The following is a 21,092-nucleotide window of genomic DNA, read 5'->3' as shown; positions in this document are numbered from 1 at the left end:
CTCGATTTTCGTCGCGATCCGTCGCACCCCCCTCTGTCCTGCCGGACATCTCCCCCGCAAGGGGGGAGATTGGCAGCCTTGCCGACGGCTTCGACCTGGCAACGTTGGAGATTGGCGAAAACAAGACGTACAGCCGATCTCCCCCTTTGCGGGGGAGATGGCCGGTAGGCCAGAGGGGGGTGCCTGGGCGCAAACCTACCATCCTCAATCCCCCTCGAACACCGGCTTTTCCTTGGCCACGAACGCCTGGTAGGCGCGCTCGAAGTCGCGGGTCTGCATGCAGATCGCCTGCGCCTGCGCTTCCGCCTCGATCGCCTGGTCGAGGCCCATCGACCATTCCTGGTTGAGCTGCGTCTTGGTGATGCCGTGGGCGAAGGTCGGGCCGGAGACGATGCGCGCCGCCATGTCGAGCGCGTCTGCCTCCAGCGCTGCGGCATCGACCAGCCGGTTGTAGAAACCCCAGCGCTCGCCTTCATCAGCCGTCATGGTGCGGCCGGTGTAGAGCAGTTCTGCGGCGCGGCCCTGGCCGATGATGCGCGGCAGGATCGCACAAGCGCCCATGTCGCAGCCGGCGAGGCCGACGCGGGTGAACAGGAACGCCGTCTTCGCTTCCGGCGTAGCGATGCGGATGTCCGAACTCATGGCGATGATGGCGCCGGCGCCGACCGCGACGCCATCGACCGCCGCAATGATCGGCTTGCCGCAATTCAGCATGGCCTTGACGAAATCGCCGGTCATGCGGGTGAAGGCGAGAAGCTGCTTCATGTCCATCTTGACCAGCGGGCCGATGATGTCGTGGACATCGCCGCCGGAGCAGAAATTGCCGCCATTGGACAGGAACACCACGGCGTCGACGTCGTCGGCATAGACGAGGTCGCGGAACGTATCGCGCAGTTCGGCATAGCTGTCGAAGGTCAGCGGGTTCTTGCGCTCCGGCCGGTCGAGCCGGACCTTGGCGATCCTGCCATCGACCTCCCACAGGAAATGCTTCGGCTTGCGCCCGGCCATCTCGGTCATTCGCGTCCCTCCCAGTTGCTGCGGAACGAGGTCAGCATGCCGGTCAGCCGGCGCGCGTCGTCCTCGCTGACCTTGCCCAGCAATTCGCCGATCCAGCCTTCATGCGCCGCGGCGATGGCGGCAAAGGTTTGCGTGCCTTCCTCGGTCAGCCGCACCATCGAGGTGCGGCGGTCGCCATTGCGCCTCGCACGCGCCACTAGTCCTTCCGAAACCAGCCGGTCGACGATCCCGGTGACATTGCCGTTGGACACCAGCAGGAAGCGCGACAGGTCGCTCATCAGCATGCCTTCCGGCACCCGATAAAGGGCTGCCATCACGTCGAAGCGCGGCAGCGTCGTGTTGAACTCCTTCTTCAGGCGCTCGCGCAGCTCGGCCTCGATCGTGCGCGAGGCACGCAGCAGCCTGATCCACAGACGCAAGCGGTCCTTGCCGGGTCCCGACGGCGCGGGCAGGGGGCCGGCTACCATGTTTCGCCTCCTGAGATGGAAATCGCCTGTCCGGTGATCGATTGGGCGGCGTCGCCACACAGCCACAGCACGGCGGCGGCGACCTCTCGCGGTTGGATGAAGCGGCCTTGCGGATTGGTCGAGGCCAGGCTCGACCGCGCCTGTTCGACCGAACGGCCGGTCTTATCGATGATGCGCTGGATGGATTCCTCCAGCATTTCGGTTTCCACAAAGCCCGGGCACACCGCGTTGACGGTGACGCCGGACTTCGCCGTCTCGGCGGCAAGAGCCCGCATCAGGCCGACGACGCCATGCTTGGCGGCGACGTAAGGCGCGACATAGGCGTAGCCTTTCAGCCCTGCCGTGGAGGCAATGAAGACGATCCGCCCCGCCTTGCGCGCGGCCATGCCGGCCAGCGCCGGTTTCACCGTCAGGAAGGCGCCGGTCAGATTGACGTCGAGTGTCCGCTGCCAGTCGGCAAGGGTGGTCTTGTGGGCCGGCGTGCTGCCGGCCATGCCGGCATTGGCGACGACGATGTCGAAGGGCCCACGCACGGCTTCCGCCCTCTCGTAAAGCGACGCCATCGCCGCCTCATCGGTGACATCGGCGGCGATGCCGGAGATGCGGTCGTTTTCGCCGGCGACCTTGGCAAGCTCCGCTTCCCGGCGGCCGCAGATGGTCACGTCGATGCCGGCATCCGCCAGAGCCAGCGCGATGGCTCGGCCAACGCCGGAGCCGCCGCCAGTGACCAGCGCATGCTTGCCCGCGATCATGCGCCAATCCTCGAAACTTGGCGCCAAGTACCCCCACCCCTAACCCTCCCCACTAGGGGGAGGGAGAAGGCAGCAGCAGCACCTATCGATCGCAAACTTATGCGGTTTCCGCTGGGTCGAACGCAACATAGTCCCCCTCCCCCCTGTGGGGAGGGGCTAGGGATGGGGGTACAGCGCCGACGTAGCAAGCGAAAAGCACTCATACTTTCAGCCCCGCCGCCGCATCGCGCTCGGCCAGCCGGTAGAGCTGGTCGCGCCCAGGCAAATAGGGATCCGGCCATTTGACGCCGCGGTCGCCGAGCGTGACCGCGGCATGCAAGGTCCAGTAGGGATCGGCGAGATGCGGCCGTGCCAGCGCCACCAGATCGGCGCGACCAGCCATCAGGATCGAGTTGACATGGTCCGGCTCGTAGATGTTACCGACCGCCATGGTGGCCATGCCGACCTCGTTTCGGATGCGGTCGGAAAACGGCGTCTGGAACATGCGGCCGTAGACGGGCTTTGCCAGCGCCGATGTCTGGCCGGCCGAGACGTCGCAGATGTCGATGCCGGCCTCATGCAGCAGCCGTGCGATCTCGACCGCGTCGGCAGGCGTCACGCCTTCGATGCCGACCCAGTCATTAGCCGAAATGCGCATCGAGATCGGCTTCTCGGCCGGCCATGCGGCGCGCACCGCGCGGAAGACTTCGAGGGGATAGCGCATGCGGTTTTCCAGCGAGCCGCCATAGGCATCCGTGCGCCGGTTGGTGACCGGCGTGATGAACGACGACAGGAGATAGCCGTGCGCGGCGTGGATTTCGAGCATGTCGAAGCCGCAGCGATCGGCCATCTCGGCCGAAGCCACGAATTCGTCGCGCACCCTGTCCATATCGGCGCGGTCCATCGCCTTCGGCACCTGATTCTCAGGTGACCACGCGACGGCCGAGGCCGCCATGACAGGCCAGTTGCCTGATACCAGCGGCACGTCGTTGCCTTCCCAGCCAAGCCGGGTCGAGCCCTTGGCGCCGGAATGGCCGATCTGGGCGCAGATCTTGGCTTCGGTCTCGGCGTGGACGAAATCGACCAGCCGTTTCCACGCCACTTCATGTTCGGGCGCGTAGAATCCGGGACAGCCAGGCGTGATGCGACCCTCGGGACTGACGCAGGTCATCTCGATATAGATGAGGCCTGCGCCACCCTTGGCGCGCTCGGCATAGTGGGTGAAATGCCAGTCGGTCGGACAGCCGTCGACGGCCTTGTACTGCGCCATCGGCGAGACGACGATGCGGTTCTGCAGCGTCAGGTCGCGCAGCTTGAACGGCGCGAACATCGGCGCGCGGCGCATGCCGCCGGCGCCCGCCTGGCGCTGGAACCATTCCTCCGCACCGCCAAGCCATTCGGCGTCGCGCAGCCGCAGATTCTCGTGACTGATGCGCTGCGAGCGGGTCAGCAATGAATAGTTGAACTGCACCGGATCGAGGCCGAGATAGCGCTCCACCTCCTCGAACCATTCGAGCGAATTGCGCGCCGCCGATTGCAGCTTCAGCACCTCGGTGCGGCGAGCATCCTCATATCTACGGAACGCGGCCTCAAGGTCCGGTTCGGACTCGACATACTCGGCCAGCGCCACCGCGCTTTCCAATGCGAGTTTAGTGCCGGAGCCGATCGAGAAATGCGCTGACGCCGCCGCATCGCCCATCAAGGCCAAATTCTTGTACGACCAGCGCTCGCACAGCACGCGCGGGAAATTGATCCAGGCCGAACCCCTGATATGGTTGGCATTGGTCATCAGCGCGTGGCCGCCGAGATGCTTGGCGAAGATGCGCTCGCAGACAGCGATCGATTCCTGCTGCGACATCGCGCCGAAGCCAAAGGCAGCCCAGGTCTGTTCGCTGCATTCGACGATGAAGGTCGCGGTATCGCTGTCGAACTGGTAGGCGTGCGCCCACACCCAGCCATGCTCGGTCTTCTCGAAGATGAAGGTGAAGGCGTCGTCGAATTTCTGGTTGGTTCCGAGCCAGACGAACTTGCATTTGCGGGTGTCGATGTCGGGTTTGAAGACGTCAACGAAGGTGTTGCGCGCCCTGGAATTCAGCCCGTCGGCAGCGACGACAAGATCATGCGTTTCCATGTAGGGTTTCGGGTCGGCGATATCGGTCTCGAACATCAGCTTGACGCCGAGTTCGCGCGCCCGGCGCTGCAACAGGACCAACAGCCGCTTGCGGCCGATGCCGCAGAAACCGTGCCCCGTCGAAACAGTTCGCACGCCGTCATGGATGACAGCGATGTCGTCCCAGTAAGCAAAGTGCTTCTTGATCCAGACGGCGCTGACCGGATCGTTCTTCGACAGATTGTCGAGCGTCTCGGCCGACAGCACGACGCCCCAGCCGAACGTGTCGTCGGCGCGGTTGCGCTCGAACACCGTCACATCGTGCGCGGCGTCCCTGAGTTTCATCGAAATGGCAAAGTAGAGGCCGGCTGGTCCACCGCCGAGAACCGCAACCTTCATGTCTGCGATCTCCTCTTCGCTTGCTGGTTTCAGTATCGCGCCGGCGGCAAATTATTTCAAGCTTAAAGTTTCATATCGAAATGATTCAACGTCGCATCTGTGTGGCGTGCTTGCGGGACATCCGCAAGCACGCATTCCCATCATTTTTCCGGGCTCTTCGGGCTCCACAAAACGGTCTCCGCACCCTTCTCGTAGGCCATCCCCGAGGGATAGCTGATCGCTTCCAATTGCAGCCCCCAGGGCGCTTGGAAGTAGAGGATGGTCTGGCCGGCGGCCGGTCCTTCCTTGACCGGCAATGGTCCCATCCTTGTCTTGACGCCCTTGCCGTCGAGATAGGCTTTGGCGGCGGCGACATCGTCGACATAGAAGGCGATGTGGAAGCCGCCTATGTCGCTGTTCTTCGGCGTCAGGTCCTTCTGGTCGGGCGCTGTGTATTTGAACAGCTCGATGTTCGATCCATAGCCGCAACGCACCATGGTGACCTCTTCGATCACCGCCTTCGGGTCGACGCCCAGAAGATCCTGCATGAAGGTGCCCTTGTCGTCGGCGAACGGGCCAAACGACATCGCCTTCTTGCAGCCGACCACTTCGGTGAAGAAGTCGACCGCCTGCTTCATGTCGGGCACCGTGATGCCGGTGTGATCATGGCCGCGCATGCCCGGGATCGAGCTGGCGGTGGCGATGCCGGCGCTGCCCAACATCGCCACTGCGAGCGTTGCGTTTCGAAGTATCCTCTTCATGTTAGTCCTCCTCCATTGGCGGGACTTGGGTCTTTGCCGGTCGCACGTCCGAGGCCCGCTTTTCGGCGTGCGTGTGCATTCATGTCGGAGCCTTGGCGGCGGCAGGGATGTCCAGCCAGCCCGGGTCGATCTCGGGCAGCGGAATGGCTGCGATTAGGTCGCGCGTGTAGCTTTGCCGCGGGTTTTCGAACAAGGCGTCGGTGGCGCTGGCTTCGACGATCACGCCTTCGCGCATGACGATCACTTGCCGGCACAGCCGCCGAATGACGGACAGATCGTGGCTGATGAAAGCGACCGTCAGCCCCATCTCCGCCGCAAGCTTCTCCAGCAGGGTGAGGATCTGCGCTTGCGTCGAGACGTCGAGGCCGGAGACGATTTCATCGGCCAGCACGAATTTCGGCGACAGCGCCAGCGCGCGGGCAATGCCGACGCGCTGTCGCTGGCCGCCCGACAGTTCGTGGCGGTAGCGGCCGGCAAAGCTTTGCGGCAGGCCGACGCGCTGCAAGGCCTCGGCGACGCGCGCCTTCAGATTGTTGCCAAGGCCATTCTGTTTCAGCGGTGCAGCGATGATGCTGGCAATGGTGCGGCGCGGGTTGAGCGACGACATAGGATCCTGGAAGATCATCTGCAGATTGCGCCGCAGTGGCCTGAGCTCCGCTTCCGGCAGATGGGTGATATCGCGGCCGTCGAAGCTGATGCTTCCGGCGCTGGGCTCCAAGAGGCGCACCAAAGCGCGGCCGAGCGTCGATTTGCCGGATCCGGATTCGCCGACGATCCCGGTCACCGAGCCCTTGGGCAGGTCGAAATCCAGGCCTTTCAGGATCTCGGCCAGCGGCGCGCGGCCGATCAGCGGTTTGCGCGTCATGTCGGGCAGCGCGACCTTCAGCCCGCGCACGGAAAACAGCGGCTCAACCATGCGGCCGCCTCCAAGCCTGATCGGCGGCAGCGATCTCTGAAGCAAGCCCGGCCAGCACAGCGTCATCCACTGGTTTCAGCGAGGCAAACGGGTCGGTGTAGCGCGGCGTCGCAGCCATCAGCGCGCGCGTGTAGGGGTGTTGCGGGGCAGCGAAGAGAGCAGCCGTCTCGGCCTCTTCAACGACCTTGCCGGCATAGAGCACCGAGACCTTCTGGCTGATCTTGGCGACGACGCCGAGATCGTGGGTGACGAACAGGATCGCCGTGCCATGCTCGCGCTGCAACTGCACGATCAGCCGCAGGATCTGCTTCTGCACGGTGACGTCGAGCGCCGTCGTCGGTTCGTCGGCAACGATCAGCCGGGGCTCGGCGGCGAAGGCAGCGGCGATCAGCACCCGCTGGCGCATGCCGCCGGAAAGCTCGTGCGGATAGCTTTTGAGCACGCGGTCGGGGTCGCGGATCTGCACCTCGTCGAGCAACTGGCGAATGCGGGTATCGGCCCTCTCGCCACTCCAGCCGAGAATGCGCACCAGCCGGTCGGTCATCTGCGAGCCGATGCGGCGCGACGGGTTGAGCGCGGTCAGCGGATCCTGCGGGATCAGCGCCGTGCGGGCGCCAATCAGCGTGCGCCTTGCCTTTGGCTGAAGCCGGCCGAGATCCTCGCCTTCGAGCAGCATATCGCCTTCGACGATGCGCACGCTCGACGGCAGCACGCCGAGCACCGCCTTGCCGATCATCGTCTTGCCGGCGCCGCTCTCGCCGACCAGGGCGCGGACCTCGCCGGGCTGGACGGCAAGCGACACTGAGCGCAGCACGCGCTGGCCGTTGGGCAGCACGGCGCTCAGATCCCTGATGTCGAGACAGGCGCTCATCGCAGCACCGGATCGAAACGCGTCTTCAGCGCCTCGCCGAACTGGCTGAACGACAGCACGGTCAGGATCAGCGTGATCAGCGGGAACACCAGCACCCACCAGGCCTGGTGGATCGACAGCCGTCCCTCGGCGATGATGCCGCCCCAGGTCGGGTCGTCGGTCGAGATCGACAGATTGACGAAGGACAGGATCGCCTCGACGATGACGGCGATACCCATTTCCAGCGACAGCAGCGCCACGATCGACGGCAGCACATTGGGCAGAACCTCGCGCAGCATGATGCCGATGCGGCCATAACCGGCGATGCGGGCATTCTCGACATAATCCATGCGCGCTTGGCCCATCGTTTCGGCGCGGATCACCCGGCAGAAACGCGTCCAGTCGATGATGGCGATGGCGAGGATCACGGAGCTGAGCCCAGTGCCGAGCACCGCCACCAGAAGGATAGCGAACAGCACCGGCGGAAACGCCATCCAGACATCGACGATGCGCGAGATGATGCGATCGGCCCAGCCGCCGAAATAGCCGGCGACCAGTCCTAGCATCGAGCCGACCAGGCAGGCGGCGATCGCAGCCGCAAAAGCGACGATGAAGGCAATGCGGCCGCCGAAGATCAGCCGGGACAACAGATCGCGGCCGAGGCTGTCGGTGCCCAGCCAATAGCCGGGTTCGGCGCCGCTGATCCAGAACGGCGGCAGCCGTTCCAGCATCAGATCCTGCGCCAGCGGATCCTGCGGCGCGACCAACGGCGCAAAGATCGCGGCCAGAAGCGCCAGCAGCAGCCAGCCGCCGGCCAGCCACAAGCGCGGCGACACACCACGCCTTCGAGCACGGCCCTCATCCATGGCGCAGCCTCGGATTGAGCAGCGCATACATCATGTCCACGGTGAGGTTGATCAGCACGAACAGCAGCGCGAAGACCAGCACGATGCCCTGGATCAGCGGCAGGTCGCGGTTGATGACGGCATCGATCGCCATGTTGCCGAGGCCCTCATAGGAAAACAGCCGTTCGACGATGACCGTGCCGCCGATGAGGAAGGTGAACTGCACGCCGACCAGCGTCAGCGTCGGCAGGGCGGCATTCTTCAGCGCCTCGCGCAGGATGACCTGCGTTTCCGAAAACCCTTTCACCCGTGCCAGCACGACATAGTCGAGGTCGAGCACTTCCTTCAGCGACTGTTTCAACAGCTGCGAGATGATCGCCGCCAATGGCAGAGCCAGCGCCACCGCCGGCATCAGCATGTGTTTCAGGAGATCCCAGGTGAGGTCGAGGCGCAGGCGAAGCAAGCTCTCGAACAGATAGAACTGGGTGACGAAGGGCAGGTCGAGCTGCGGCGAAACCCGGCCGGAAATGTCGAAGATCGGCACCAGCACACCGAACAACAGGATCAGCACCAGGCCCCACAGGAAATCGGGAATGGAAAGCGCCGCACCGCTGGCGATGTCGATGCCGGCCTCGATCGCCGTGCCGCGCTCGCGTGCGCCGATGACCGCCGTCGTGCCGCCGAGTGCCACCGCCATCACAAGCGCGACGATGGCGAGTTCCAGCGTCGCCGGCAGCCGGTTGAAGACAAGGCCGAGTACGTCCTGCCTGAGCGAGATCGAGGTGCCGAAATCGCCCCTGACGACGCCGGACAGCCAGATGAAGAACTGCTGCACGATGGTTTTGTCGAGCCCGTAGAGCGCCCGCAGCCGGTCGATGTCGGCATCCGTTGCGCCGGGCGGCAGCATCATGGCGATCGGATCGCCGGGCGCGACACGGATCACGACAAAGACGACGACGGCCACGCCGAACAGCGTGATCAGCATCGCCAGAAGACGGACCAGGAATCTTTGCAGGAGCATTCTGGCGTAGGCCCAATGCGTTTCAGTGACTGATGGAACGAACAGCCCCCTCATCCGGCCGCTTCGCGGCCACCTTCCCCCGAGGGGAGAAGAGGTCGCAGACGGCTGAGCCAGTCTCTTCTCCCCAGCGGGGAGAAGGTGGCCCGAAGGGCCGGATGAGGGGGCCTGCGCAGTTGGAAAGGACACGCCGTCTCGCGACAGCGTCTCCTCGCCGATATCAGGCCGGAGTCATCAGGGCCGGCAGCAGCGCGCCGGACACATGCTGCACCACATTGACGCTCTTGGCATGCACGATCGGCTGCGCATACTGCATCAGCGGCAGCACATAGGCCTGATCGGCGATGTATTTGTCGACGGCCTTCCAGCCAGCAATGCGCTTGGCCTCGTCCTTCTCGCCCCATAGCGGGTTGATCATGTCGATCAGGTCCTGGCTGTCCCACACCGAATGCGGGCTCGGGCCGTACATGGCAAAGCCGGTCGAGGTGGTCGGGTCACCGATAGCATTGCCCCAGTTGTAGAAGGCGGCCGGCGCCAGCTTGTCGGCGGCGCGCAACTCGTAGTGCTTGGCGATCTCATAGACCTCGATCGTCGCCTCGATGCCGACCTTGCGCCACATGCCGACGATCGCCTGGATCATCTCATAGTCCTTGGGCTTGAAGCCCTTGGTGGTCTGGATGGTAAACTTGACCGGCTTTTCCGGCGAGTAGCCGGAGGCGGCCAGCAATTCCTTGGCCTTTTCCGGATTGTGCTCGACCTTGATCGACGCATCATAGGCCGTGTATTCCGGCGTCTCCAGCGTGTCGATCGGCTGGCCGTAGCCGCGCAGCAGGCGATCGACCAGCAGCTTCTTGTCGATCGACATGACGGCTGCCTGGCGGACGTTCTTGTCCAGCATCGCCTCGATGTCGTTGAAGAAGATCATGCCGATGTCGGAGACGTTCTTGCACGAGCCGGCCAGCCCGTCCTTGGCGATCAGCCGGTCATATTCCTCATAGGGAATTTCAAGCGTCACCTGCGAGGAGCCGGACTCGATCTCTGCGACGCGGCTTGCCGCATCAGCGACGAACTTGATCGTCACATTCTCGAAGGCCGGCTTGCCGCCCCAGTAGTTCGGGTTGGCCTTCAGCCGCAGGAAGGCGTTGCGCTCGAATTTTTCGACCATGTAGGGGCCGGTACCGATCGGCGCCTTCTCGAAGCCTTCGGCGCCGACCTTTTCGTAATAGGCCTTCGGCAGGATGTAGCCGGTCAGGAACGACATCCATTTGAAATAGACCGGGTCGAACTGCACGACGTCGCCGGTGATCTTGTTGCCGTCGATCTTGAAATTGTTGACGTTCTTCCAGACGAACTGGATAGGGTTGCCGGTCTTTTCGTCACCCGCCCGCTGCAGCGACCAGACTACGTCTTCCGCCGTGAACGGCGAGCCGTCATGCCAGGTCACGCCTTCGCGCACCGTCATCGTGATCTTGGTGCGGTCGTCGTTCCAGCCCCATTCGGTGAGCAGCCCTGGCGCGAAGGACAAATCGGGCTTCTGCGGGATGAACTGGTCGAATACCGACTGATACAGCCCCTGGATCGTCGGGTTGACGGCCGAAGGTCCGGTGGTCGGGTCCCAGGACGGCAGGTTGACGTTATAGGCGATGGTCAGTTCACCGGCAGCCGCCTTGGCGATCTGCGGCAGGCCGACTGCCGCCACCCCGAGTGCCGCGGCACTGTATCCCAGCAATTCGCGTCTGTTGATTGTCATGGTCGTTCCCCTTGTTGGTTTTCTGTTTTCGTCGCGCGGCAATGTCACTTTATTGGTTCAGGCTTCGTGGGCAGCAGCGCCTTGCCTTTCGTCGCCTCTACGGAATCGTCGCTCCTACCTCCCGCCAAGCTGTTGCGCGAGCATGTAGCCCGAAGCCGCACCAGTGCCGGCACCAGGCCATGTCGCGGCACCCGTGAGATGGAGATTGCCGATCGGCGTGTTCCAGCCGGCGTAGCCGCGCGCCGGGCGAAACAGGAAATTCTGCGCCAGATGATGGCTGCCGCAAACCTGGTCGCCGCCGACGAGGTTCGGATTTTCGCGCTCGAGATCGATGGGCGAGAAGACAGCGCGGCCGAGGATATTGTTTCGCAGGCTGGGTGCATAGGTCTCGATGATGTCGAGGACACGGTCGGCGTAGACCTCCTTGACCTGGTCCCAATGCGCGGGCGCGATCTTGCCGGCGGCATCGCCTGTGATTTCAGCGGGCAGCATGCGCACCTGCACCCACAGCACATGTTTGCCCTCGGGCGCCCGCGATGGATCAATCGCAGTCGGCTGGCCGACGACCAGAACCGGCTCGTCAGGCAGCATGCCCGCCATCGCCTGCTGATAGGTGCGTGACATGGCATCGAGCGACGGCGACAGATGAACATAGGCGAACTGCCGCAGCTCCACTCCGGCGCGCCAGTCCGGCAATTCATCGAGCGCCAGATGGATCATCATCGTGCCCGGCGCATGGCGGAATTTTTGCATCGCCCTATCGAAGCCGGCGTCACCCGAACCATTGGGCAGCAGCTTGCCGGTCAGCGCCTTGGGCGCGACGCCTGCGATGACCGCCTTGGTCGCTGTGTGGATCTCACCGGAAGCGAGCCGCACGCTGGCCGCCTTGCCAGCGGAAACCGTGATCTCGGCCACCTCGGCGCCGGTGACGATCTTGCCGCCGGCAGACCTGACCATGCCTGACAGGGCGCGGATAATGGTGTCGGCGCCTCCCTTGCCCAGCACCATGCCAAAGCTCTGGTTGGCCATCGACTCCAGATAGGGGAACACGGCACCCCCGGCGATGTCGGGCGCGAAGTCGAGATGCATGCCCCAGGTGGCGAGCGTTGCCCTGATATGAGGCGACTCGAAAGTCTCCTCGAGCCAGGCGCGGGGCGATGACAGCAGCAGCCGTCCCGTACCGAGCACCCCCGACATGCCCTTCTTGCGCCACAGGTTCCAGGCGGTGCCGGCAAGAGCACGTGCGCTCATCGGCGAACCCAGCAGCCGGAACAGATGCTCGGCCTCCGCCGGGAAGGCGGCGACCAATCTGCGCCATGTCGAGGCATCGGCGGCGGAGAAGGCGGCCATGCGGGCAGTGGTCTTTTCCAGATCGTTGCTGACGCCGAACCAGCGACCGTCCGGAAAGGCGCTGGCGAAACAATCGGCGACCGGCGCGAACTCCAGCCCCTGTGCTTTCAATTCATTTGCATATTTACGGTGGAAGGCCGAGCCGGCGAACAGGCTGAGATTCATCGCGCCGAAATCGTGGCGGAAGCCGGGAAGGGTGAACTCGCGCGTCTGGACGGCGCCGCCTATTGTTGCGTTGCGCTCGAAAATCCCGGTTTTCCAGCCTTTGAGCGCCAAATGCGCGGCGCATGCCAGACTGTTGTGGCCCGCCCCGACAAAGATGGCGTCGAACTCGCTCACGCCCCGTTCCCATTTCCTTTATGCTTAAAGATAATTGCAGATGCATATGTTTTCGTCTAGTAGGATATTAAGGGCCGAGACGAGCCTTGATGATCATCACGAAAGAGGGAACAGAGACCATGGACACCCAAAAACTCCTCGGCGAAGTCGCCGGCCAGCTTCTTTTAGGCGCCATCAAGGTGGTCGACCTGACAGCGCCGCTAGGACCGGACACGCCACTGATCAAGCTGCCGCCGGAACTCGCCGTCGACACGCCCAAGATCGAGATCCACTCGATCTCCCGCTATGATAAGAACGGTCCCTGGTGGGCCTGGAACTGGCTGAAGCTCGGCGAGCATTCCGGCACGCATTTCGACGCGCCGCAGCACTGGATCTCCGGCAAGGACTATGCCGACGGCGCCACCGACACCATTCCGGCGCAGAATTTCGTCGGCCCGGTCAATGTCATCGACTGTTCGAAGGAAGCCGCCGCCGACCCTGATTTCCTGCTCACCGTCGACCACATCAAGGCGTGGGAAGCCAAGCATGGCGCCATCAATGCTGGCGAATGGGTGGTGATGCGCACCGACTGGTACAAGCGCAACGGCTCGGAAGCCGAGTTCCTCAACGCCAACGAGACCGGCCCGCACACGCCCGGCCCGACCGCCGAAGCCATCCAGTTCCTGATCAGCAAGGACATCAAGGGCTGGGGCTCAGAGACGATCGGCACCGATGCCGGCAAGGCCGGCGGCATGGAGCCGCCATTCCCGGCGCACACGCTGATGCACAAGGCCAACCGCTATGGCCTCGCCAGCCTTTGCAACCTCGACCAGCTGCCGCCGAAGGGCGCCATCCTGATCGCCGCACCGCTGAAGATCGAGCACGGCACAGGCAGCCCGATCCGCGCGCTGGCGCTGGTGTCGAAGCAATAGGACGAGGTGGGTCTTCGGGTGAAGATCATGTGTGTAGGCAATGTCCCGATGACGGGTGGAGGGTGGCAGCCTTGCAACGCCGCCACTCTACGGCGCCCCCTTCTGTCCTGCCGGACATCTCCCCCTCAAGGGGGGAGATCGACTGTCATTGCCATCTTAGCCAATCTCCAAAGTCGCAGGAATGAGCGGAGCGCCAAAGCTGCCAATCTCCCCCCAAGAGGGGGAGATGTCCGGCAGGACAGAGGGGGGCGCCGTAGAGCGCAATTCCACGCAATTGAACCCCACTGCCTGCCGACTGAGAGCATCCCCCAATGAACGCGCCGGATCACATCATCGTCGGCAGCGGCATCAACGCGCTGGTCTGCGCGGCGATGCTCGGCGGCAAGGGTGCCAAGGTGCTCGTCCTCGAGCGCAACGACCGCATTGGCGGTTGTATGCGCACCGAGGAGATCACCGCGCCCGGCTTCATCCATGATGTGATGGCGACGACCTTCGTACTGTTCATCACCTCGCCGGCCTTTGCGGCACTCGGCGCCGACCTTGCGCGGCATGGTCTGGAGTTCTGCCATACCGGCACGCCAACCGGCGTGCTGCGGCCGGACGGCAGCCATGCCGTGCTCAGCACCGACCGCGCCGCCAATGTCGCCGCCCTCAATGCGATCGCGGCAGGCGACGGTGACCGGCACGCGGAGGATGTCGGCGGCATCGAGCGCAATGCCGGTCTGCTGTTCGGCCTGCTCGGTGGCAGCCTGTGGTCCTATCCGACCGCCAAGCTGCTGGCCGGTGATGCCTGGCGGCGCGGCCCGCGCGGCCTTGCCGCCTTTCTCGGCGAAGCGCTGGTGCCGGCGCGCAGCTGGCTCGAAAGCACCTACCAGTCGGAGACCATCCGTGCGCTGTGGGCACCTTGGGTGCTGCATGCCGGGCTCGGTCCCGAAGACGCCTTCTCCGGCCAGATCGCCAGGGTGATCGCCTTTGCACTCGAGGCGGCCGGCGCGCCGATCGTCAAGGGCGGCGCGAAGAACCTGCTTTCGGCCTTCGAAGCACTCATTACCGAGCGCGGCGGCGTCATCTCCACCGAAGCGGACGTTGCTTCCATCATCCAGACCGGGGGCCGCGCCACCGGCGTGCGGCTGGCCTCGGGCGAAATCGTCCATGCGAAGAAGAGCGTTATCTGCTCGGTCACGCCGACGCAGCTCTATGGCCGGCTGCTCGGCGCGGATGCGCCCAAAGCTGATGTCGAGGCGACGCAGAAATATCGTTACGGCAAAGGCAATTTCCAGGTCCATTATGCGCTTAACAAGCCGCCGGCATGGCCGGGCGAAGGGCTGGACAAGGTGGCGTTGCTGCACCTGACGCCGGGACTGGATGGCGTGTCGAAAGCCTGCAACGAAGCAGCGCGCGGCATGCTGCCGGAGGTGCCGACCATCTGCGTCGGCCAGCCGCATGCACTCGATCCGTCGCGCTGTCCGCCGGGCAAGGCGATCCTGTGGCTGCAACTGCCCGAGGCACCTCGCCACATCAAGGGTGACGCGGCGGACAAGCTGCAGGCGCCGGCTGACGGGCAATGGACCGACGCGCTGCGCGATGCCTATGCCGACCGTGCAGAAGCGATCCTTGCCAGCCACATCGACGGCTTTAGGGATAGCGTCATTGCGCGCCGGGCCTATTCTCCAGCCGACCTCGAAGCGATGAACATCAATCTGGTCGGCGGCGACCCTTATGGCGGCTCCTCGACCCTCGACCAGTCGTTCCTGTGGCGGCCGTTCAAGACCAGCCGCAACCATCAGACCGGCATCAAGGGTCTCTACCATATCGGCGCCTCGACCCATCCGGGTGCGGGGCTCGGCGGCGGCTCCGGCTTTCTCCTGGCGGGGAGGCTGTGATGGAACAGAAAGTTCCGGAAAAGCGCCAGCGCATTTCGACCTTGGGGCAGATCGGCCTGCAGCAATTCGCGCCCTATCTGATGAACCGCATCATGGGCCGCTACAACGCCACCTTGCGCGACGATTTCCGCAAGCAGGGCCTGACCATCCCGCAGGTCCGCACGTTGGCGGTGCTGTCGGTCACCGACGGCATCACCGTCAACGACCTCTCGGTCTATACTGTCATCGAGCAGTCGACCTTGAGCCGGACGCTCGACTCGCTGGAGGGCCAGGGCCTTGTGCGGCGCGAGCAGGGCGTCACCGACAGCCGCATCCGCCATGTGTTCCTGACCGATGACGGCCGCACTGAGTTCACCCGCGCCTGGCCGGCCATGCATGACGCGTTCGAGGCGATGTTCGACGATATCGACGACGCCGAATATTCCGCACTCATCGCCACGCTTTTGAAGATGCTGAAGAACATCCGCAAGCACGACATCTAGACCTACGCGCCGCCAACCCCGGGCGGTAACGGAAGGAGTCACAAAATGGCCGAACGGTCTTTTGCCAAGGAAGTCGAAAAACTCAGGCTCGGCGCCGGCGAGGAGTTTGCCGGCGAAGGCATCCTCGCCATCACCAAGGCGCTTCTGCAATGCGGCGTCGGCTACGTCGGCGGCTATCAGGGCGCGCCGATCAGCCACCTGATGGACGTGCTGGCCGACGCACAGGACATTCTGGGCGAGCTCGGGGTGCATTTCGAGGCCAGTGCCTCGGAAGCCACCGCCACCGCCATGCTGGCCGCCTCGGTGCACTACCCGATCCGTGGCGCTGCGACCTTCAAGTCGACGGTCGGCACCAATGTCGCCTCCGATGCGCTCGCCAATCTCGCGTCCGGCGGTGTCACCGGCGGCGCACTGATCATCGTCGGCGAGGATTACGGCGAGGGCTCCTCGATCATGCAGGAGCGAAGCCATGCCTTCGCCATGAAAAGCCAGGTTTGGCTGCTCGACCCGCGCCCCAATCTGCCGTCGATCGTCAAGGCGGTGGAGGACGGCTTCGAGCTGTCGGAGATCTCCAACACGCCGGTCATGCTGCAGGTTCGCATCCGCTGCTGCCATGTCCACGGCCATTTCATCGCCAAGGACAACAAGCGGCCGCCGATGACGGTCGCAGATGCGCTTGATGCACCACGCCGCGACACCGGCCGCATCGTGCTGCCGCCCGCATCCTTCCTGCACGAGAAGGAAAAGGTGCAGAAGCGCTGGCCGGCGGCGGTCGATTTCATCCGCAAGAACAAGATCAATGAATTCTTCGGCTCGGATCATGGTTCGGTCGGCATCGTCATGCAGGGCGGCATGTACAATTCGGTCATCCGCGCCTTGCAGCGTCTCGGCCTTGCCGACACCTATGGCGACACCGATGTGCCGCTTTACGTGCTCAACGCCGTCTATCCGCTGATCGATGACGAGTTCCTGTCCTTCTGCGAAGGAAAGCAATCCGTACTCGTCGTCGAGGAGGGCCAGCCCAACTACATCGAGCAGGCCTTCGCCGCGATGCTGCACAAGGCCGGGCGCGGCACCAGGCTGGTCGGCAAGGAGCATCTGCCGATGGCCGGAGAATATACCGGCCAAGTCATGCTCGACGGCATCGGTGCCTTCCTGCGTGCCGAGGCGCCGCATCTGCTGCCGGGCGAAGTGCGTGCCCCCAACAAGGTGGGCGACGGCGTCGACACAGCGGACCTGATCAATGTCGTGCCGGGTCGCCCGCCGGGCTTTTGCATCGGCTGCCCGGAGCGGCCGATCTTTGCCGCGACCAAGCTGGTCGAGCAGGAACTCGGCAAGCATCACATCGCCTCCGATATTGGTTGCCATCTGTTCTCGATCATGCCGCCTTTCGAGCTCGGCGCCACCACCATGGGCTACGGGTTGGGGCCCGCCTCGGCCTCGGCATTCAACTCGCCCGATGCCAAGCGCCGTTCGATCTCCTTCGTCGGCGATGGCGGCTTCTGGCACAACGGCCTGACCTCCTCGATCGGCAACGCGGTGTTCAACAAGAATGACGGTGTCATCGTCATCGTCGATAATTTCTATTCGGCCGCCACCGGCGGCCAAGACATCCTCTCGTCCCGCGCGGGCAACAAGACCAAGTCGACGAAGCATCCGATCACCGAGGCGGTGAAAGGGATGGGCGTCAAATGGCTGCGCCATGTCGACCGCACCTACGACGTGACCAAGATGCAGGACACGTTGCGCGAGGCACTGACCACCGAGGAGAAGGGGCCGAAGGTCATCGTCGCCTCGTCCGAATGCATGCTCAACCGCCAGCGCCGCGAAAAGCCGCTGGTCGACAAGGCGATCAAGGGCGGCGAGCGGGTGATAAAACCGAAGTTCGGCGTCGACGAGGACATCTGCACCGGCGACCATGCCTGCATGCGGCTGTCGGGTTGTCCGTCGCTGTCTGTGAAGTCGCTCGACGATCCGCTGCGCGACGATCCGGTGGCGCATATCGACCAGAGCTGTGTCGGCTGCGGCAATTGCGGCGAGGTCGCCGATGCGGCGGTGCTGTGCCCATCCTTCTACCGCGCCGACGTCGTGCACAATCCGAGCCGCTGGGACCGTTTCCTGGAATCCGTGCGCCGCGCCACCATCAGCCTGTTGCAGCGCCGCCGCGAAAGCCGGCGCCTGACTTTCGCCGATGCTTGACGCTGTCCCCCCACTTCGCGCCCGGCCCAGTGCTCAGGATGACGAGCGCGTCATCAAGCTTGCCGTGCTTGCGGTCGGCGGCCAGGGCGGCGGCGTGCTGGCCGACTGGATCACCGATGTCGCGGAGCGCAACGGCTATGTCGCGCAGTCGACCTCGGTCGCCGGCGTCGCCCAGCGCACCGGCGCCACCATCTATTATGTCGAGATGGCCTGCGACACCGGCCGCCTGCCGGTCTTCGCGCTGTCGCCCTCGCAAGGCGATGTCGACATCCTGATCGCCGCGGAACTGATGGAAGCCGGCCGCGCCATCATCCGCGGCTTCGTCACGCCCGAGCGCACGACGCTGATCGCCTCGTCGCATCGCATCGCCGCCGTCTCGGAAAAGATCGAGCCGGGTGATGGTCGGGCGTCGTCCTCCAAGGTGCACGCGACGGCGGAAGCCGCATCGAAGCGCTTCATCGCTTTCGACATGGAGAAGATCGCCGCCGACAATGGCTCGATGATCTCGGCCAGCCTGCTTGGCGCGCTGGCGGGGTCCGACGCCCTGCCGTTCTCTCGCGAGAGCTACGAACAGGCGATCGGTGCCGGCGGTCGGGGCGTCAAGGCCAGCCTCGCCGCCTTCGGTGCTGCGTTTGATCGCGCGCGCGGTACGGCAGCGCCGGCGCAGAAGCAAGCTGAGTCCGCGCTTGTCGAATCTGCCCTGGGCGCCGGGCGCGTCACTGGCCCGCAAAACCTGCTGCAAGGCTGGCAGGCCTTGGCCGCCCGCATCGAGCTGATGCCGGTGGCGGTGCGCGACATGGCGCTTCGGGGCCTGCGAAAGGTCGTCGACTATCAGGACATCGCTTACGGGCGCGAGTATCTCGACCGGCTGGACAAGGCAGTCGCACTGGACGGGCCGGATCGCGGATATGGCTTGTCCATCGCTGCCGCGAAGCATCTGGCTAATGCGCTATGCTACGACGACATGATCCGCGTCGCCGATCTGAAGACACGCTCCACACGCGACAAACGCGTGCGCCGCGAGGTCGGTGTCAAGGACGGCTCGATCCTGCAGGTGACCGAATATTTCCATCCGCGCATCGAGGAGTTCTGCGGCACACTGCCGGCAAGTCTGGGCAGCTACATCGAGAACCGGCCGAAGCTCGCCGCCTTTCTCGACCGCCGTATCAATCATGGCCGTCGTATCCGCACCGACAGTTTTGCCGGCTTTGCCGCTTTGTGGTTCATCGGCGGCCTGCGCCGCTGGCGCCGCAGCCTGCTGCGCCACAAGGTCGAGGTCGCGCATCTCGATCGCTGGTACGCGCTGGCTCTTGGTTATGTGCCGACTGACTATGCGCTGGCCGTCGAAATCCTCAATTGCCGCCGGCTGATCAAGGGCTACAGCGATACCCATGTCCGCGCCCAGTCGAAATTCGACCGGGTGCTGTCCGCGCTCGATCTGCTCAAGGGTCGGGCGGACGCCGCCGACTGGATCCGCCGCCTGCGCGAGATGGCGCTGAAGGACGAAAAGGGCGACATGCTCGATGGTGCCTTGAAGACGGTGGCGACGCTCTCCGAACACGTCGCCCGCTGATCCGCGCCGCAGTGTGTCACTCACACCTGAGCGAGACAATTCCGGGATCCGGTTTCAAATGTCACCAACCCTGCACCGCTGTGGCAACTTTGCGCTGGCAGCGGACCAGTCATCCTCAGACTGCAATTCTCCGAGCGAACACCAAGCAATCGGGCATCAACATATTCAGCCCTTCAACCAGCATGTCCGATGCATCCGCAAGCGCGCCTTCCGGCATTGTCTCAAGGCTCTCCAACACAAACCAGATGCGATCATCGGTTGTCTCCAGTCGGGTGCGCGTACCTTGCCGCCAGTTCCAACGCCGGCATGTGACGCCCGCATCGTCTCGCCAGATGACCTCTCCGGGGAGGGGGTTATCGATCACCACTTCGCCGTTCATGACTGTTTCGAACGGTTCGCGTCCGTCGGCCACGGTCAGAAGCGGACGCCCGGCATAGGCATCGTAGTTCTCGCCGCCGACGGGAATCGCATATTTGAGGCTGACGGCGTTATAGAGATCGACGACAGGATTGATCGAAGGAATCATTCCGTCCTCCAACACCCGCTTTCTCAGTGCTTGCGCCGAACAGGGTGTCCGATTGGACTTGGCTCCGAACCGGGCATAGGTGTCGGCCCAGCTGGTCAAATGGGCGTCGGCCCATGACGGGCCGCCCTCCCGCAGGACGTAATCGCAGGCATCTGTCAGAAGCCCTGTGGGAAGGCTTCCTTCTCCGGCATTTGCCGCATCGACATGAATGCTCATCGCTCTGAAGCCGGGGGCGATTTCCTTGATCCGTTCGTCGATCACCGGTTGTTCGAACATCTGTTGCCAACTCCAGAATTCCACTCAGGCACCCAGTTGCCCGTCTCAGCCCGGAATCATCTCGGAAACGATCTGATCGGTAAGCCTGCCGCTATCGCCAAGTCCCTGTTTCACCCCTTTGCGATCGGCCTCAGGGCGGTTTTGGCTCATCTTGCGCTTTCCCTGCAGCGAAACGACGGGCATGCGAATACCGACAATGCCGCGGAGCTGAGCCTTGATGTAGGCTTCAGGAGCGTCGGTGACTGCCCAAGGCGGCGAACGTGACGCCTCGTGAATGCCCGTGAGGCGCGACACCACCTCAAACAGGCGTTCGGCATCTTCGAAGAACTCCACCGGCCCACTCGCATGGACGGCTGTATAATTCCACGTCGGGACGACCTTCCCATGTTCGGCTTTCGAGGCGTACCAGGACGGCGTCACATAGGCGTCCGGTCCCATGAAAACTGCAAGTCCATGGCCGATGACAGGAGTCTGCCAATGCGGGTTCGGTCGCGCCAGATGCGCATAGAGGACGCCCCTTTCTCCCTCCGTCTCATTGAGGAACATAGGCAAAGGGGTGGCCATCGGACCATCGGGCGTAGCCGTCACGAAATTGGCAAGGCGACATTGCCGCATCATTTCGTAAAGCTCGGTCGTGTCCTCCACGGCGAAGGCTGGCGGGGTGTACATAAGCATCTCCTTGACGTGAGCGCATTGTTCACCTCAAGGTG

The 21,092-nt window shown here is 63.9% G+C and carries 18 protein-coding genes; 5 read left to right on the top strand and 13 right to left on the bottom strand.

What is annotated here, in order from left to right:
* Window positions 1-204: 204 nt before the first annotated feature.
* The 11 genes from NKI73_RS12370 to NKI73_RS12320 all read right to left on the bottom strand — a co-directional run bounded on the left by NKI73_RS12370 (window position 205) and on the right by NKI73_RS12320 (window position 12,532).
* Window positions 205-1,017, bottom strand: coding sequence for an enoyl-CoA hydratase family protein (locus tag NKI73_RS12370; protein WP_352629901.1), 813 nt, complete (start codon window positions 1,015-1,017; stop codon window positions 205-207).
* Window positions 1,014-1,484, bottom strand: coding sequence for a MarR family winged helix-turn-helix transcriptional regulator (locus tag NKI73_RS12365; protein ID WP_352629899.1), 471 nt, complete (start codon window positions 1,482-1,484; stop codon window positions 1,014-1,016). The genes NKI73_RS12370 and NKI73_RS12365 overlap by 4 nt, the downstream gene beginning before the upstream one ends.
* Entirely contained in the window at window positions 1,478-2,236 is a 759-nt protein-coding gene (locus tag NKI73_RS12360; protein WP_352629897.1) for an SDR family NAD(P)-dependent oxidoreductase, read from the bottom strand. Before NKI73_RS12360 ends, NKI73_RS12365 begins: the two co-directional genes overlap by 7 nt.
* A gap of 199 nt (window positions 2,237-2,435) precedes the next feature.
* Complete coding sequence (locus NKI73_RS12355; protein ID WP_352629895.1) at window positions 2,436-4,724, bottom strand: bifunctional salicylyl-CoA 5-hydroxylase/oxidoreductase; 2,289 nt, start codon at window positions 4,722-4,724, stop codon at window positions 2,436-2,438.
* Window positions 4,725-4,864: 140 nt separating this feature from the next.
* Complete coding sequence (locus tag NKI73_RS12350) at window positions 4,865-5,464, bottom strand: VOC family protein (protein WP_352629892.1); 600 nt, start codon at window positions 5,462-5,464, stop codon at window positions 4,865-4,867.
* Window positions 5,465-5,543: 79 nt separating this feature from the next.
* Entirely contained in the window at window positions 5,544-6,380 is an 837-nt protein-coding gene (locus NKI73_RS12345; RefSeq protein WP_352629890.1) for an ATP-binding cassette domain-containing protein, read from the bottom strand.
* The gene (locus NKI73_RS12340) at window positions 6,373-7,251 is read right to left on the bottom strand and encodes an ABC transporter ATP-binding protein (protein ID WP_352629888.1); all 879 of its coding nucleotides are present in this window, start codon (window positions 7,249-7,251) and stop codon (window positions 6,373-6,375) included. The genes NKI73_RS12345 and NKI73_RS12340 overlap by 8 nt, the downstream gene beginning before the upstream one ends.
* Window positions 7,248-8,096, bottom strand: coding sequence for an ABC transporter permease (locus tag NKI73_RS12335; protein ID WP_352629886.1), 849 nt, complete (start codon window positions 8,094-8,096; stop codon window positions 7,248-7,250). The genes NKI73_RS12340 and NKI73_RS12335 overlap by 4 nt, the downstream gene beginning before the upstream one ends.
* Window positions 8,089-9,096, bottom strand: coding sequence for an ABC transporter permease (locus NKI73_RS12330; protein ID WP_352629884.1), 1,008 nt, complete (start codon window positions 9,094-9,096; stop codon window positions 8,089-8,091). The genes NKI73_RS12335 and NKI73_RS12330 overlap by 8 nt, the downstream gene beginning before the upstream one ends.
* Before the next feature lie 217 nt (window positions 9,097-9,313).
* Window positions 9,314-10,843, bottom strand: coding sequence for an ABC transporter substrate-binding protein (locus NKI73_RS12325; RefSeq protein ID WP_352629882.1), 1,530 nt, complete (start codon window positions 10,841-10,843; stop codon window positions 9,314-9,316).
* A gap of 114 nt (window positions 10,844-10,957) precedes the next feature.
* Complete coding sequence (locus NKI73_RS12320; RefSeq protein WP_352629880.1) at window positions 10,958-12,532, bottom strand: phytoene desaturase family protein; 1,575 nt, start codon at window positions 12,530-12,532, stop codon at window positions 10,958-10,960.
* A 119-nt stretch (window positions 12,533-12,651) separates the two neighbouring features.
* Between NKI73_RS12320 and NKI73_RS12315 the strand changes: the two genes are divergently transcribed.
* The 5 genes from NKI73_RS12315 (at window position 12,652) to NKI73_RS12295 (ending at window position 19,580) form a co-directional block, all read left to right on the top strand.
* On the top strand, window positions 12,652-13,443 hold the full coding sequence (locus NKI73_RS12315; protein ID WP_352629879.1) for a cyclase family protein: 792 nt from the start codon (window positions 12,652-12,654) through the stop codon (window positions 13,441-13,443).
* 311 nt (window positions 13,444-13,754) lie between these two features.
* Entirely contained in the window at window positions 13,755-15,326 is a 1,572-nt protein-coding gene (locus NKI73_RS12310) for a phytoene desaturase family protein (RefSeq protein WP_352629877.1), read from the top strand.
* Entirely contained in the window at window positions 15,326-15,808 is a 483-nt protein-coding gene (locus tag NKI73_RS12305; protein WP_352629876.1) for a MarR family winged helix-turn-helix transcriptional regulator, read from the top strand. The genes NKI73_RS12310 and NKI73_RS12305 overlap by 1 nt, the downstream gene beginning before the upstream one ends.
* Window positions 15,809-15,853: 45 nt before the next feature.
* The gene (locus tag NKI73_RS12300) at window positions 15,854-18,007 is read left to right on the top strand and encodes a thiamine pyrophosphate-dependent enzyme (protein ID WP_352629874.1); all 2,154 of its coding nucleotides are present in this window, start codon (window positions 15,854-15,856) and stop codon (window positions 18,005-18,007) included.
* Complete coding sequence (locus tag NKI73_RS12295; protein ID WP_352629872.1) at window positions 18,000-19,580, top strand: indolepyruvate oxidoreductase subunit beta family protein; 1,581 nt, start codon at window positions 18,000-18,002, stop codon at window positions 19,578-19,580. Before NKI73_RS12300 ends, NKI73_RS12295 begins: the two co-directional genes overlap by 8 nt.
* Window positions 19,581-19,695: 115 nt before the next feature.
* Here the strand turns inward: NKI73_RS12295 and NKI73_RS12290 are convergent, their stop codons facing one another.
* Entirely contained in the window at window positions 19,696-20,382 is a 687-nt protein-coding gene (locus NKI73_RS12290) for a B3/B4 domain-containing protein (RefSeq protein WP_352629870.1), read from the bottom strand.
* 45 nt (window positions 20,383-20,427) lie between these two features.
* Window positions 20,428-21,051, bottom strand: coding sequence for an FMN-binding negative transcriptional regulator (locus tag NKI73_RS12285; RefSeq protein ID WP_352439684.1), 624 nt, complete (start codon window positions 21,049-21,051; stop codon window positions 20,428-20,430).
* Between the last annotated feature and the right edge of the window lie 41 nt (window positions 21,052-21,092).

The organism is Mesorhizobium sp. M0496, assembly GCF_040321205.1.
Classification (GTDB): Bacteria; Pseudomonadota; Alphaproteobacteria; order Rhizobiales; family Rhizobiaceae; genus Mesorhizobium.
Note: the sequence above shows the minus strand (reverse complement) of the source record. Positions and strands in the feature narration are given on the sequence as shown.

Excerpts from the sequence above, each read along its gene's own strand:
- NKI73_RS12300 (WP_352629874.1), top strand. The coding sequence starts at position 15,854 with ATGGCCGAACGGTCTTTTGCCAAGGAAGTCGAAAAACTCAGGCTCGGC.
- NKI73_RS12360 (WP_352629897.1), bottom strand. The coding sequence starts at position 2,236 with ATGATCGCGGGCAAGCATGCGCTGGTCACTGGCGGCGGCTCCGGCGTT.
- NKI73_RS12315 (WP_352629879.1), top strand. The coding sequence starts at position 12,652 with ATGGACACCCAAAAACTCCTCGGCGAAGTCGCCGGCCAGCTTCTTTTA.
- NKI73_RS12345 (WP_352629890.1), bottom strand. The coding sequence starts at position 6,380 with ATGGTTGAGCCGCTGTTTTCCGTGCGCGGGCTGAAGGTCGCGCTGCCC.
- NKI73_RS12330 (WP_352629884.1), bottom strand. The coding sequence starts at position 9,096 with ATGCTCCTGCAAAGATTCCTGGTCCGTCTTCTGGCGATGCTGATCACG.
- NKI73_RS12325 (WP_352629882.1), bottom strand. The coding sequence starts at position 10,843 with ATGACAATCAACAGACGCGAATTGCTGGGATACAGTGCCGCGGCACTC.
- NKI73_RS12370 (WP_352629901.1), bottom strand. The coding sequence starts at position 1,017 with ATGACCGAGATGGCCGGGCGCAAGCCGAAGCATTTCCTGTGGGAGGTC.
- NKI73_RS12365 (WP_352629899.1), bottom strand. The coding sequence starts at position 1,484 with ATGGTAGCCGGCCCCCTGCCCGCGCCGTCGGGACCCGGCAAGGACCGC.
- NKI73_RS12295 (WP_352629872.1), top strand. The coding sequence starts at position 18,000 with ATGCTTGACGCTGTCCCCCCACTTCGCGCCCGGCCCAGTGCTCAGGAT.
- NKI73_RS12290 (WP_352629870.1), bottom strand. The coding sequence starts at position 20,382 with ATGTTCGAACAACCGGTGATCGACGAACGGATCAAGGAAATCGCCCCC.
- NKI73_RS12340 (WP_352629888.1), bottom strand. The coding sequence starts at position 7,251 with ATGAGCGCCTGTCTCGACATCAGGGATCTGAGCGCCGTGCTGCCCAAC.
- NKI73_RS12310 (WP_352629877.1), top strand. The coding sequence starts at position 13,755 with ATGAACGCGCCGGATCACATCATCGTCGGCAGCGGCATCAACGCGCTG.
- NKI73_RS12350 (WP_352629892.1), bottom strand. The coding sequence starts at position 5,464 with ATGAAGAGGATACTTCGAAACGCAACGCTCGCAGTGGCGATGTTGGGC.
- NKI73_RS12305 (WP_352629876.1), top strand. The coding sequence starts at position 15,326 with ATGGAACAGAAAGTTCCGGAAAAGCGCCAGCGCATTTCGACCTTGGGG.
- NKI73_RS12355 (WP_352629895.1), bottom strand. The coding sequence starts at position 4,724 with ATGAAGGTTGCGGTTCTCGGCGGTGGACCAGCCGGCCTCTACTTTGCC.
- NKI73_RS12285 (WP_352439684.1), bottom strand. The coding sequence starts at position 21,051 with ATGTACACCCCGCCAGCCTTCGCCGTGGAGGACACGACCGAGCTTTAC.
- NKI73_RS12335 (WP_352629886.1), bottom strand. The coding sequence starts at position 8,096 with ATGGATGAGGGCCGTGCTCGAAGGCGTGGTGTGTCGCCGCGCTTGTGG.